The sequence below is a fragment of the Caldalkalibacillus salinus genome, assembly GCF_016745835.1.
Lineage (GTDB): Bacteria > Bacillota > Bacilli > Caldalkalibacillales > JCM-10596 > Caldalkalibacillus_A > Caldalkalibacillus_A salinus.
Map to the genome: position 1 here is coordinate 107,923 of NZ_JAERVL010000012.1, position 13,945 is coordinate 121,867.

Annotated in this window: 11 protein-coding genes; 2 read left to right on the plus strand and 9 right to left on the minus strand. The window is 45.8% G+C overall.

What is annotated here, in order from left to right; all coding sequences use genetic code 11:
- Positions 1 to 2 precede the first annotated feature (2 nt).
- The 9 genes from JKM87_RS08595 to spoVAE all read right to left on the minus strand — a co-directional run bounded on the left by JKM87_RS08595 (position 3) and on the right by spoVAE (position 11,247).
- Entirely contained in the window at positions 3 to 788 is a 786-nt protein-coding gene (locus tag JKM87_RS08595; RefSeq protein WP_202080093.1) for a dihydroorotate dehydrogenase electron transfer subunit, read from the minus strand.
- Positions 789 to 819: 31 nt separating this feature from the next.
- Positions 820 to 4,032, minus strand: coding sequence for a carbamoyl-phosphate synthase large subunit (gene carB / locus JKM87_RS08600; RefSeq protein WP_202079931.1), 3,213 nt, complete (start codon positions 4,030 to 4,032; stop codon positions 820 to 822).
- Complete coding sequence (locus JKM87_RS08605; RefSeq protein ID WP_202079932.1) at positions 4,016 to 5,170, minus strand: carbamoyl phosphate synthase small subunit; 1,155 nt, start codon at positions 5,168 to 5,170, stop codon at positions 4,016 to 4,018. Before JKM87_RS08605 ends, carB begins: the two co-directional genes overlap by 17 nt.
- A complete protein-coding gene (locus JKM87_RS08610) occupies positions 5,163 to 6,482 on the minus strand; it encodes a dihydroorotase (RefSeq protein WP_202079933.1) in 1,320 nt (439 codons plus the stop codon). The genes JKM87_RS08605 and JKM87_RS08610 overlap by 8 nt, the downstream gene beginning before the upstream one ends.
- A 143-nt stretch (positions 6,483 to 6,625) precedes the next feature.
- Positions 6,626 to 7,561, minus strand: a complete 936-nt coding sequence (locus JKM87_RS08615; protein ID WP_202079934.1) for an aspartate carbamoyltransferase catalytic subunit — start codon at positions 7,559 to 7,561, stop codon at positions 6,626 to 6,628.
- Positions 7,562 to 7,790: 229 nt separating this feature from the next.
- On the minus strand, positions 7,791 to 9,113 hold the full coding sequence (locus JKM87_RS08620) for a solute carrier family 23 protein (protein ID WP_202079935.1): 1,323 nt from the start codon (positions 9,111 to 9,113) through the stop codon (positions 7,791 to 7,793).
- Positions 9,097 to 9,666 (minus strand): bifunctional pyr operon transcriptional regulator/uracil phosphoribosyltransferase PyrR, encoded by a 570-nt coding sequence (gene pyrR / locus JKM87_RS08625; protein WP_202079936.1) that lies wholly within the window; start codon positions 9,664 to 9,666, stop codon positions 9,097 to 9,099. Before pyrR ends, JKM87_RS08620 begins: the two co-directional genes overlap by 17 nt.
- A 461-nt stretch (positions 9,667 to 10,127) precedes the next feature.
- The gene (locus JKM87_RS08630) at positions 10,128 to 10,841 is read right to left on the minus strand and encodes a YetF domain-containing protein (RefSeq protein ID WP_202079937.1); all 714 of its coding nucleotides are present in this window, start codon (positions 10,839 to 10,841) and stop codon (positions 10,128 to 10,130) included.
- Between the two features lie 49 nt (positions 10,842 to 10,890).
- Positions 10,891 to 11,247, minus strand: a complete 357-nt coding sequence (gene spoVAE, locus JKM87_RS08635) for a stage V sporulation protein AE (RefSeq protein ID WP_202079938.1) — start codon at positions 11,245 to 11,247, stop codon at positions 10,891 to 10,893.
- 302 nt (positions 11,248 to 11,549) lie between these two features.
- On the opposite strand from spoVAE, the gene JKM87_RS08640 reads away from it, so the two are divergent.
- Positions 11,550 to 12,785, plus strand: a complete 1,236-nt coding sequence (locus JKM87_RS08640; protein WP_202079939.1) for a zinc-dependent alcohol dehydrogenase — start codon at positions 11,550 to 11,552, stop codon at positions 12,783 to 12,785.
- Between the two features lie 13 nt (positions 12,786 to 12,798).
- Complete coding sequence (locus tag JKM87_RS08645) at positions 12,799 to 13,905, plus strand: class II aldolase/adducin family protein (RefSeq protein ID WP_202079940.1); 1,107 nt, start codon at positions 12,799 to 12,801, stop codon at positions 13,903 to 13,905.
- Positions 13,906 to 13,945 lie beyond the last annotated feature (40 nt).

Genomic DNA, 13,945 nt, shown 5'->3' on the forward strand with positions numbered 1-13,945 from the left:
ACTCATAGTATAACCTCCCCCACACGAAACACAGGACCATCCGTACATACTTTACGGTAGTCATAAGGCTGTTCACTAGGCGTTTGACACACACAAGCGAAGCAGGCACCGATGCCGCATCCCATACGTTCCTCTAATGATAGAAAGGCGTTGCTGTGGTCTAGAAACCGTTCTTCCAATGCCTTTAACATGGGGGTGGGGCCACAAGCAAATAGGCTATCCCACTGCTCAAGTGGCCAACGATCGATCACATTAGTGACGAATCCTTGCGTCCCCAAGGAACCATCCACCGTCGTCACATGCGTTTCACCTAGTGTCTCAAAGGAATGGACTAGGAAACTATGGTTTTTGGTCTGGTAACCGAGGACGTGTGTCACCTTACACCCTTGTTGGACTAATGTCTGAGATAAATAATATAACGGTGGGACACCGACACCGCCTCCGACGATCAAGACGTTATCACCTGATGTAAGGTGACTCGTCTCAAAACCTTGGCCTAAAGGCCCTAATACATCCACTATCTCTCCCACTTTTTGCTTAGCCAGCCTACGCGTCCCTTCTCCTTCAACACGGTAGATGATGCTCATTGTCATCTGCTCTAAATCAATATCACTGATACTAATCGGTCGACGTAGTAAGGGCATAGCCATCCCTTTTTCTGAAACACGCACATGCACAAATTGACCTGGTGAAGCATGTGTAACAAGTTCGCCTTTGAGGACCAGGAGGCAGATATCATTCGCCAACTCCTCGTGACGAATAACGGTCATGTCCTCTTTAATCATCAACGGTGAACGCTCGGGTGTGAGCTGTTTAGCTTTAGACATATAAGGGGGCCTCCCTTTCTTTAAAAACAGGCATCGGTTGAGATGTAAACGTCATTGATTCTAAAACGTTAAGCATCGCTTCGGCCGTATCTAATGAAGTAAAAACAACGACACCGTTCTCGACCGCTTCACGCCGGATACGGAAGCCGTCTCTGGCGGGTTGTTTGCCTTTGGTCAGTGTGTTCAGAATGTAGCTCACTTTACCTGCTCTTATTTCGTCTAATAGGTTCGGCGTCCCTTCGCTCAGCTTCTTCACCTTTCTGGTGTGTACTTGATTCTCATTTAGGTAGGCGGCCGTCCCTGATGTGGACATGATGTCAAAGCCTAGCGCTTTAAAGCGTTGAGCCAGCGTTAACGCATCTTCTTTATCCTTGTCTGCAACGGTGACGAGTACAGAACCGTGCTGTGGCAGTTTCATTCCGGCCGCTACTAAACCTTTGTACAGCGCTTTTTCTAGGGAGACGTCCCGTCCCATCACTTCACCCGTAGACTTCATTTCTGGCCCTAGGGTTATGTCGACTCTCCTTAACTTGGCAAAAGAAAAGACCGGAACTTTGACTGAAACAGTATCAGGTTCGGGCGCGTAGCCTGCCTCGTAGCCGAGTGAAACGATCGTTTCACCTAATACAATCTTGGTGGCCACGTTGGCCATAGGGATGCCTGTAATCTTACTTAGGAAAGGCACCGTTCTCGACGCTCGAGGGTTCACTTCAATGACGTAGACTGTACCCTGATAGATTACGAATTGGATATTTAAAAGACCTTTTATTTCGAGTCCTAAGGCGATCTTAGTCGTTGTATCGATAATTTGACGCTTGATATCCTCACTCATGGTTTGAGGTGGGTAAACGGCGATGGAGTCACCCGAGTGGACGCCTGCTCGTTCAATATGCTCCATAATCCCAGGTATAAGGACGTCTTTACCATCACATATGGCGTCCACTTCAATCTCTTTGCCTAGCATGTAGCGATCGATAAGCACGGGGTGTTTGGGATTGACCTTCACCGCTTTTGCCATGTAGTTAAGTAATTCATCACGGTTATAGACAATTTCCATCGCACGTCCGCCTAACACGTAGGAGGGTCTGACGAGTACTGGGAACCCTAGTTCATCAGCCGTATGGACGGCCTCCTCAACAGAGGTAACCGTCTGTCCTGGTGGTTGTGGTATGGCGAGTTCATGCATTAAACGCTCAAACTTTTCCCTATCCTCCGCTGCATCAATGTGTTCTTTGTCTGTCCCGATGATACGTACCCCTGCTCGCTGGAGTCCTTCTGTCAGATTAATGGCCGTCTGTCCCCCAAATTGGACGATCACCCCTTCTGGTCTTTCCTGTTCAATGACATTAAGCACATCCTCTATATATAGCGGTTCAAAATACAGTTTGTCGGACGTATTAAAGTCCGTAGAAACCGTCTCAGGGTTATTATTAATGATAATGGCTTCATAGCCCGCTTCTTTTATGGCCCATACCGCATGCACCGTGGCGTAATCAAACTCCACGCCTTGGCCAATCCGAATTGGCCCTGAGCCGAGGACCATAATTTTCTCCTTAGATGTGGACGTCACCTCATTTTCGACTTCATAGCTTGAGTAGTAGTAAGGGGTGGCCGAATCAAACTCTGCTGCACACGTATCTACCATTTTATAAACAGGCGTTATGCCTCCTTGTTGACGAAACGCTCGTACCTCTTCCGTCTCTGTATCCCACAGCTCTGCAATTTTCTGGTCCGTGAATCCATACTTTTTGGCATCATGCAGGGAGTCTAGTTGGAAACGACGGTGTTGCAGATGCTGTTCAATGCTCACAATGTGTTCAAGCTTGTGTAAGAAAAAGCGGTCAATCCGGGTCCAGGACCAGATATCCTCAACAGAATGCCCTCTACGTAACGCTTCTGTGACGATGAAAATTCGCTCATCATCCGCTTCTACACTACGCTCACGTAACGTAACATCATCCGTTTGGCTTAATTCGTCTAACTCTAAATGGTATGCCCCCAGTTCGAGTGAACGAACCGCTTTTAATAGTGATTCTTCCAACGTTCGGCCGATGGACATGACTTCCCCCGTCGCTTTCATTTGTGTGCCTAACGTACGATTCGCCGATTGGAATTTATCAAAAGGCCAACGTGGAATCTTTGTCACGACATAATCGAGTGCAGGTTCAAAGCTGGCATACGTCTTTTGAGTCACAGGGTTGATTAACTCATCGAGATGATAACCCACGGCAATTTTGGCTGCGATTTTGGCAATTGGATAGCCTGTAGCCTTGGACGCCAAAGCAGAGGAGCGACTGACTCTCGGATTCACTTCGATGACGTAGTATTGGTACGTGTCAGGATCTAAAGCAAATTGAACGTTACAACCCCCTTCAATCCCAAGCGCTCGTATTATTCTTAAAGCTGAACTTCTCAGCATTTGAACTTCTCTATCCGATAGTGTTTGAGTGGGGGCAAAGACGATGCTGTCTCCCGTATGAACCCCTACTGGGTCAAAATTCTCCATGTTACACACCACGATACAAGTGTCATTGGCATCTCGCATAACTTCATATTCCACTTCTTTGAAGCCGGCGATACTTTTTTCGATGAGACACTGGTGTGCCGGTGATTGCTTCAAACCGTTACTGACAATGTCGATGAGCTTTTCTTCGTTTGACGCGATGCCACCCCCTGTGCCGCCAAGGGTGTACGCCGGGCGGACGATCACCGGATAACCGACTTGCTTTGCGAACGTTAGAGCTTCTTCCACCGTATGGATAATCTCACTGTCTGGGACAGGTTCGTTTAGGGCGTTCATCAGGGAACGGAACTGATCACGGTCTTCCGCTTTTTGTATGGCAGAGAGGTCCGTTCCTAACAGGCGCACATTCTCCTCTTCTAAAATTCCTGAATTGGCTAATTCTACAGCCATGTTCAGCCCTGTTTGTCCGCCTAACGTGGGTAGGACACCATCTGGCTTTTCTTGACGGATAATACGAGAAACAAACGAGAGCGTAATCGGTTCAATATAAACCTTGTCGGCCATATTCGTATCCGTCATGATCGTAGCAGGATTACTGTTGATGAGAATCACTTCGTATCCTTCTTCTTTCAATGCTTGACATGCCTGTGTTCCGGCGTAATCAAATTCTGCCGCCTGTCCAATGACAATCGGACCTGAACCGATGACTAATATTTTTTGTAACTCATGAGATCGTGGCATAATCTTTCTCTCCCTTCGACACTTGGAAGTTTGGTGTATAGTGACTTGTTTTTCTATTCTGATGCTCCTCTATCATCGCTAAAAACTGGTCAAAATGCGCTTGACTATCAAACGGACCTGGCGACGCTTCCGGATGGTATTGGACGGAAAAAGCGGGTGCTTCCTTATGCTTGAGTCCTTCTACAGTGCCATCGTTCACCGCTAACTGTGTCACTTCTAAAGGCGTTTGCTTCAGAGAGTCACGTGCAACAGCATAACCGTGATTTTGCGAGGTCATCATAATTTTATTCGTCTGTAAGTCCTTGACGGGATGATTGGCCCCGCGGTGACCGAAGGTGAGCTTGTGCGTATCTGCACCGCAAGCGAGCGCAAACAACTGATGGCCTAGGCATATACCGAACAGTGGGACCTGACCCACTAACGCTCGAACCGTTTCAACCGCCTGTGGGACATGTTTCGGGTTACCAGGACCATTTGATAACAACACGCCGTCCGGGCGTAGCTTAAGAATATCTTCAGCGTGTGTATCATAAGGCACGACACGTACGTCACAGTGACGATCAGTCAACTCCCGTAAAATACCAGCCTTACACCCATAATCAATAAGCACGATGCGATCTTTTGTCCCCGGACAATGAAACGCGTTTTTCGTAGATACCTGAGCGACTTGATCTGTTGTTAGAGAGGTGGATCTAATCTGCTCAAGGTATTGCGGTATATCCTTCCTCTCAATGCCTGTTGCCATCATACCTTTCATTGCTCCGTGCTTCCTGATAATCTTGGTCAGTTGTCGCGTATCGACATCATATAATCCAGGGATTCCTCGTGAAGCGAGCAATTCGGAAAGTGATCCCTCTGACCGCCAATTACTCGGCTGCTGTGCTTGTTCTTTGACGATAAGACCGTGGATGGCAGGGTCTAAAGATTCAAAGTCGTCACGATTGACACCGTAGTTCCCCATCAATGGATAGGTCATGGTCACGATTTGGCCACAGTATGAAGGATCGGATAGCACCTCCTGATAACCTGACATACTTGTGTTAAATACAACCTCACCAAACGCTTTTTTTTCTGCACCAAAGGACTTACCTTCAAGAATGTGACCGTCCTCTAAGATAACAAATCCGGTTTTAGTCATGGTTGACCACTCCCTCCTGACTTTGCTGTTCAATTCCTCTTTCAGTCGACCATACCACTTGCCCGTTAACGATGGTCATCGTTGGCCAGCCTTGACACGTCCAGTTCGTAAACGGTGTATTTTGACCCTTTGAAGCAAAGTCTCTCGGATTGATTGACTGTTCTAGCTCTAGGTCCACGATCGTGATATCGGCGATGGCCCCTTCTCGCAGTGTGCCCCTGGCTAGGTTGAAGCGCTCAGCCGGCACACGTGTTAACTTATCGATGAGTGCTTTTAAGGTTAATAGGCCTTTTTGAACGAGGTGCGTGTATAGTAATGGAAAGGCTGTCTCTAGGCCTACAATGCCAAATGGTGCGCGTTCCATGCCCATCTCTTTTTCCTCTTGTGCGTGGGGCGCATGATCTGTGGCGATAAAATCGATCGTACCGTCCAGTAGTCCCTCTATGAGGGCTTGGCGATCCTCCTCCGAGCGAAGGGGAGGGTTCATTTTGAAGTTGGGGTCTAAGCCAGGAATATCGTTCTCCGAAAGCAACAAGTGGTGTGGGGTCACTTCAGCTGTAACTGGGATGCCGTTATGCTTCGCTTCACGTACAAGTCGGACGGATTCTTTGGTGCTGATATGACAGACGTGGTAATGTACGCCCGTCTGTTCTGCTAGGAGGATATCTCGGGCGATATGCACGGCCTCACATTCAGAAGGTATCCCCCTTAGCCCGTGGGTTTGTGCATATGCGCCGTCATGAACGCACCCACCTTGGATCAGTGAGTTATCTTCACAATGCGCAACAACAGGCAGGCCTAGCTTGGCCGCTTGACTCATCGCTTCTTTCATTTTCCCTGCTGATTGTACGCCCACACCGTCATCCGATACGGCTACAATACCTACGCGTTGCATCGCTTCAAAGTCGCATAACGTTTCCCCGAGTTGGCGTTGAGTGATGGCTCCTATGGGGAGGACATTCACGGCTCCTACTCGTTTGGCTTGATCGTGAATAGACTGGATTTGTTCAGCGGCATCTAAGACTGGCTTTGTATTAGGCATACAAGCAATGGTGGTAAAGCCGCCCTTCGCTGCCGCTCTTGTTCCCGACTCTATGGTTTCTTTATGTTCAAAACCTGGTTCTCGAAGGTGTACATGCATGTCAATAAAACCTGGTAATACCCATTTACCTTCACAGTCAATGACCTGATGATGGTCTTCAGGAAATCCCTTTCCCAGCTTGTGTACCCTGTCACCTTTCAACAACACGTCTATTTGAATTCCTTTCCCCTGGTGGTTCATCACCCAACCATTCTTCAATAATAATCCCATGTGTATCCCCTCCACTGTGTATGTGTATTGTTTATATTTGATAGTCACCCTTGTCTCCTTTGCTTATAGGCAAAGTGATGATTTTTAAGATGCTCATTGTTCAATAAGCACCTTTCTTTAGAAGAGTAAACGGATAGTCAGCCTTATACCTTGACAATGCGTTTGCTGTGCTCTTCTGCTGACGGGGTTGAGGTGCACGCCCGCTCTAATACGGCCATCCTCACTGCTACACCGTTTGTGACTTGCTTAAAGATGCGCGAGCGAGGCGATTCGACTAGTGCTGAGGCAATCTCCACGTCCCGATTAAATGGGGCGGGATGCATAATGATCGCATGAGATTGCATACGATTCGCTCGTTGTACGGTCAGACCGTATTGCTGATGGTATTGTTCTTGACCTAATGACCACGTTTGGCTGTGGCGCTCAAACTGGATACGAAGCATCATGACGACATCCGCTGCTTGGATAGCTTCATCCACTGTCACACACTGGCATCGCGAGAGAATCTCCTCTTCAGGCTTAAGATTTGGTGGTCCAGCGAGCAGGACGTGCGCCCCCAGCTTCTGGAGTGCAAATACGTTAGAGCGCAAGACGCGACTATGTGTTAAGTCTCCGATAATGGCCACTTTAAGGCCTCGCAAATGGCCAAACTCCTGTTTCATCGTGAGTAAATCGAGTAACGCTTGTGTAGGGTGTTCTTCATGGCCCACCCCTGCGTTGATGAGTCGCATGTCCATGCCTTTGCTCACTTCTTGTAAAATGCCGTTTTGGGCGTGTCTTATTACAGCTGCCTGAACACCCATCGCTTCTAACGTTTTTAATGTGTCACGAAACGTCTCCCCTTTTTGGGTGCTAGAGACGTTTTCTTGAAAGTGAAGCACCTGAGCCCCTAAATTCTTGGTAGCAACTTCAAAGGAAAAGCGGGTTCTAGTGCTATTTTCAAAAAATAAATGAGCGACGTAGGTGTGACTGAGTAGATGTTGTACATCATCTGGATACTCCTGCATCTCTTGTGCTCTGGTTAATAACCTGTCAATGTCTCCTGCGTCTACATCCCTTAACCCCAATAAACTCCTCATCTGTTACGCCTCCTTTATAAAAAAATGCACCTTACGACTGTGCGTAAGGTGCATAAGTATCCACATTTATCAATGCGTGCTACAAAGTGGTATGAGGGTATACGAGTCCTGTATACCCCCAAGTAAGCCCATCCATCTGGCTAAGCTGTAGCAGGGCATGACAAATTTAGAATCACCTTACCAGTCTCTCTGTACTGTGTTTAAAGGTTCTTTTATATTTGGTACTTCTCTATGATGCTTGGTCCTGTATTGTTTCCTCAAACATGGGCTTATCTCCGTAAGCCAATTCATGTCCAGGAAGTACGAGATTAAGAAAGATACCGACAATGGTGGCCAGTGCCATACTCGGCACTTCAATATGCTCACCTATATTAATAAACGCGCCACCGATACCTAGTACAAGAATGACGGATGAGATCACCAGGTTACGTTTCTCACCGAAATCAATGTTATTTTCTATCATCATGCGTAATCCGGATGATGCAATGACACCGAATAACAGAATGGACACACCACCCATCACACTTGCCGGGATGGTACCTATTAAGGCACTGACCTTGGGGCTGAAGCCAAACAAGATTGCTAGTACGGCTGCGCCCCCCACAACAAAGATACTAAATATCCTCGTGATAGCGAGTACCCCAATATTCTCGCCATACGTCGTATTCGGAGGACCTCCAATGCAGGAGGCGATAATTGTGGCCACACCGTCACCCATAATGGAGCGGTGAAGACCCGGTTTTTCTAAAAGATTACGATCCATGACTTTACTTAGTACCATTTGGTCTCCTATATGCTCTGCTAAGGTCACAAAAGCCACAGGCACAATGACGAATAGGGCGAGAAGTGACACATTCGGGGTATACGTCACAAATGGGATGAGCATCTGCTCTGGCATGCCAACCCAATTCGCATCTAAGATCGGCTGGAAGTCGATAATACCCATTATTGTAGCGAAAACATAACCACCAACAATACCGATAAGAATAGGAATAAGGGCAAAAAATCCTTTAAAAAAGATCGCTGCAATAATGGTAACGGCAAGTGTGACAAGGGCCACAAGGGCATAAGTCGGTTCATATACAATTGGGTCAACCGTCTGGTCATACATGGCCATTTCAATTGCTACACTAGCTAAGCCTAAACCGATGACAATGATGACGGGGCCAACGACGACAGGTGGAAGAACACGTCTTAACCAACGGGTACCAAAAGCCATCACGAGTAAGGATACAATGCCGTAGACCAAACCCGCGACAAAGCTCCCGAACATAACGGCTTCCGGTCCTTCTGCTGTCATCACCGCCGTAATCGGGGCGATAAAAGCAAAGGAAGATCCCAAGTAGGCTGGAATTTTGCCTCCGGTGATAATCAAGTAGGCGAGTGTACCCAAACCGCTGGACATCAGGGCTACAGACGCATCTAAGCCTACTAAGAACGGCACTAAAATGGTGGCACCAAACATGGCAAATAAGTGTTGCATACTTAAAACTAGCCAGTTTGCAGGTTGAGGTACATCTCGAACGTCTAATACATTACGTTGTTTTTTCACTTCCCTCTCCCCCTCTTTGTTGTAATTTGACGGCGTCATCTCCGTCAACTTCTTGAAGTCCAACGGCAATAATCTCGTCTTTTGACGTCGGAACATTTTTACCGACATAGTCTGGTCTAATCGGAAGTTCCCGATGACCTCGGTCAACTAACACCGCAAGTTGAATTGACTGAGGACGCCCATGATCGATTAAAGCGTCTAAACCTGCCCTGACGGTACGTCCTGTATATAGGACGTCATCGACTAGGACAACTGTTTTACCATTGATATCAACGGGGAGCTGAGTCCCTTTCAAGACAGGATCTTCATTGTCATTCTTATATGACAAGTCATCTCTATAAAGGGTAATGTCTAACTCACCGACGGGAACTTCTACCGATTCAATATCTTTAATACGGGCCGCGAGTCGATCGGCCAAGTAAATGCCCCTCGTTTTTATCCCCACTAACACACAGTTTTGAACCCCTTTATTGCGTTCAATAATTTCATGTGCAATCCGCGTTAATGCTCTACGGATCGCGTCATGATCTAACAACGTTCGTGTCTTAACCATCCCCATCATCCTTTCTAAAAACTAAAATCAGACACAAAAAAACTTCTTGCCAGGAGGACAAGAAGTGAGCGTTTGCGTTTGGTACTCATTCATATAAAAGTGGTGTCGTCACGTCATCCTGATCGTCGTGTTGGACGATGAGTACTTAAGAGACTTGATCCTAGGGTTGTTTCCAACTCTAGATTCTAATCCTTAGTCAGACGATGCACGTGTTGTTGTATGAGAAAGGCAGTCTTGACCATAGCCACTCACAGGTAGCAAGATCATCTACATCTCATACACCACTTTTTCCGCTTCCCTTGTCAGCCTCTCTGGACTGCTTTTAAAAGGTTCCCTGTATTTTATTATCTGTTGTAGTATGACAGAGACCTATAGAAAAGTCAACCTCCATTTATGAGCTAAAGATTGACCAACGTGTTCTCAATCTATGCAACGCCTTTACCTTTACGATGCTAATTGAATTAATGTGATTGGCGTTGTTTTTCACTCAGATAAATTTGCCCGCCTTCATCAATGGTCATAAGAAACACATCTTCAACTTTTTGTAATCCTCTTTGTTGGATTTGCTCCTTTAACCAGTTTGTACCCCCATACTTTTTTAAATTATAATGCACGATTGCCCCATCCTGAATTAACACACTAGGATAGCCTTGTGGTGTTGCTTCCAGTTGCAGGTCATTAAACGATGGGGTTTGATATTTACTTTTCTTAATAAAGCTAATTTGCCCATTAGATTCTAGTACAGCATAATCCAGTTCGATCAAGTCCACCTGGTTTAATCGGAGATCCATCAGAAGTGATTCCACCGTAATTTTTGTTTTTCTCAGTTGGTTTTCGAGAATTCTACCCTTTTCAACCAGTATAATCGGTTCGTCTTCAATGACTCTGCGAAAGCGTGGGGTTTTCAAGGCCACGTATGATAAAACAAGGTGTAGGGTAGAGATGAGCGCTGCTGCACCGACAGGTCCAGCTAAGGGGAGGTCCCCACTCGATAATGGCTCCCCTAGTACATCCCCAATAATCACACCAAATAGAAAATCCAAAGGATGTAATGTCCCAATGGACCGTTGTCCCAATACTTTGAGGATGATAAACATGTATATATAAACAATAAACGCTCGAATAAGAAAGCCGTGCAGCGCGAGTTCTTCAGAGCCATACCAAAAATCCAACACTCATCTCCCCTTTCTGTTATCGCTTATAGCCCTTTCTGCACAGTCAGGACTAACCTTTAGGTCTAAAAATGAGTGCAGCGATAAAGGAGAATACAATGGCGGAAGAAATACCAGCACTCGTGACCTCAAAAATGCCTGTAATAATTCCTACAATGCCGTTCTGTTCCGCCTCTGCCATGGCGCCGTGCACCAATGAGTTACCGAAGCTTGTGATAGGGACTGTCGCCCCTGCCCCTGCAAAATCTATTAAGCGTTCATACAACCCAAATCCGTCAAGTAAAGCGCCACTAACGACTAAGGCGCTCATCGTATGAGCTGGCGTTAACTTAAGCACATCTAACATCACTTGACCGATCATACAAATGAATCCTCCGACGACAAATGCCCAGAAAAAACTTGCTAGCATACCATTCCATCCTTTTATGATTTAATCTTACTCCTCATCGAACTCATACTCATGTACAAATAGTGCCATGAGAAATTGTGAGCATACCTCTAATATTTGCTTGATAAAAGCCATGTTTTAGGCCTCCAATGATTATAGTTTTGGCTAAACTTCATCACGTATCAATATTAAATTGAACTTTAAATCATGTTTTTATGCACCTTCATGTACAAGACCATTTGCATTACAAAATTGCTATCGTGTATATTAAAAACATAATGATAACTAACAAAACATACCAATATAGGAAAGTAGTGATCTGTATGAATGCGATACAGTTTGATCTCAATCTTCCAAAGTATACCTTAGCAAAGGCACTGGGACGGTACTTCCCATCTCTGTTCTGGCATTCTCAATTATCCTGTGTGAAATTGAAGAAACAGGAAGATTTGCCACTCCGTCATCCAGACTGGGTCAAAATTGAAGTGACCTATAGTGGCATTTGTGGCAGCGATATGAACCTTATTTTCTTAAACGATAGTCCAACGACTTCTCCTTACGCCTCCTTTCCTTTTACCATTGGTCATGAAATTGTGGGAAAAGTCATAGAAATGGGAGAAAATGTGAAAGATATACATATAGGGGATCGAGTGGTGGTCGATCCTGTACTTTCATGTGAATCTAGAGGATTCCATGAATTGTGCCCTGCCTGTCAGCGTGGGGATTACAGTCTGTGTGAAAATATGACCAACGGTGACATAAGCCCCGGTCTTTTAATCGGAACGTGTAAAGATACCGGAGGAGGTTGGAGTTCGCACTTAAATACCCATAAAAGCCAAGTGTTTAAGTTACCCCAAGAGGTTGATGATCAGAATGGTGTCATGATTGAACCTTTTAGCTGTGCCTTACATGCTGTGATGAGAAATAAGCCTAAGAAAGATGATACGATTCTGATTATCGGTGCGGGGGTCATTGGCTTATGCACCGTCGCAGCCATCCGCGCCCTCGGTTATGACAACCACGTTATTATTTTGGCCAAACACGGATTTCAAGCTTCACTCGCCCGACATTATGGAGCAGATAACGTCATCATGTTAACTAAAGGGAATCACTATTATGAAGACGTATCTGAAGCGCTACAAGCGCAACTGTTAAAACCAGTGTTCGGCCCTCCTGTGGTCCAAGGTGGAGCGGATATCGTCATTGAATGTGTCGGCAGAAAAAGTAGTGTTAATGACGCCCTAAGATTAACTAAGAGTGGAGGAAAAGTTATTTTACTCGGCTTGGCCGGGATTTTAAAGGATATTGATTGGACAACCGTGTGGCTAAATGAATTAGAGGTAAAGGGTAGCTTCGCGTACAGTACAGAAATGTACGAAGGTCAACCCACACGGACACTCGCCGTGGCCATCGATCTTATCAAAAAAGGAAAAGTTAACTTGGCCCCTTTCATTACCCATCGTTTTCCTTTACATCAATATAAGGAAGCCTTTACTGTTGCTTCAACAAAAAGAAAAGGTGACGCTATTAAAATTGTATTTGAACCTAATGCCAAGTGAAGGAGGAAGTACTTTGAGGAACTTTAGCATTGTAGGGGATACCAAAACAGATTTCACTGCATTTTTTCGTCAAGGATTGGAGAAAACATTTACCACTCATGGATATGAGTATTATGAAACCCCAGTAGACGATATACGGGTGGTGTTTAACTTTATCGACCGTGACCGTGTTCGTCCTTTTAGACGACAAGCCCAGGCGACTTTCGTCGTCTCCGTTTTAGAAGAACATCTAAGAGGACCTATTGACCGTATTGATGTCCTCAAGCTCGCTTATCCTTATCTCGTCCGTTCATTATCTAACCATTTTATTCTGATCGTGCACGACGCAGAAAATGAACGCTCAACAGTGTCATTTATTACACCTGAACAGGGCTGCTACCAAGTTACATATCATGAGGATGAAGAGGAACAGTTCTTCCAAAAAGTTTATGAACGTCTAGAACCGCTAGCCACCTCAAGACTCGTGATTGATAACATTTTCAATACCGATATCCCTGAGGCGCTTTCTCATGGAGATGAAGTCACGGCCCAACTCAGTCGTTCTGGTCGTCGATTAGATGAAATGAACCTGCTTCCAGCACCATTTCCTCTAGAGGAATATGTGACACCGCGTGACTTGCGACATATCAAAAAGCTATACGGACTAGGTGGATTGAGCTACGGCAACCTTAGTGCGAGAAAAGACGAGGCGCGGTTTTGGATGAGTGCAAGTGGTGTGAATAAAGCTGATATGAAAGTCGTCGGACAAGACATGCTCCTCATCAATGGGTATGATCATGACAACAACGCCATGAAGATTAGCGTTCCTCAAGATGTACAACCTAAACGTGCTTCCGTTGATGCCATTGAACACTGGATGATCTACACAGAGCACCCTGATGTCGGTGCCATTGTACACATCCACGCCTGGATGGACGGCGTTCAAGCGACGCAAATCAACTATCCATGCGGGACCCTTGAATTAGCTGAAACTGTGGCTGAACTTGTAAGGCAGTCAGACGACCCGTCTAGAGCTGTGATCGGTCTAAAAAATCACGGCCTGACCATTACTGGTAGAAGCCTAGACGATATATTTGACCGTATTGAAGGTCGCATTTTACCACAGGTACCGATGTCTTAGTTTTTGCCTGACTTGTTTTTATGCAAACTAAAAGAAACGA

Excerpts from the sequence above, each read along its gene's own strand:
- JKM87_RS08610 (WP_202079933.1), bottom strand. The coding sequence starts at position 6,482 with ATGGGATTATTATTGAAGAATGGTTGGGTGATGAACCACCAGGGGAAA.
- JKM87_RS08615 (WP_202079934.1), bottom strand. The coding sequence starts at position 7,561 with ATGAGGAGTTTATTGGGGTTAAGGGATGTAGACGCAGGAGACATTGAC.
- JKM87_RS08605 (WP_202079932.1), bottom strand. The coding sequence starts at position 5,170 with ATGACTAAAACCGGATTTGTTATCTTAGAGGACGGTCACATTCTTGAA.
- JKM87_RS08640 (WP_202079939.1), top strand. The coding sequence starts at position 11,550 with ATGAATGCGATACAGTTTGATCTCAATCTTCCAAAGTATACCTTAGCA.
- pyrR (WP_202079936.1), bottom strand. The coding sequence starts at position 9,666 with ATGGTTAAGACACGAACGTTGTTAGATCATGACGCGATCCGTAGAGCA.
- spoVAE (WP_202079938.1), bottom strand. The coding sequence starts at position 11,247 with ATGCTAGCAAGTTTTTTCTGGGCATTTGTCGTCGGAGGATTCATTTGT.
- carB (WP_202079931.1), bottom strand. The coding sequence starts at position 4,032 with ATGCCACGATCTCATGAGTTACAAAAAATATTAGTCATCGGTTCAGGT.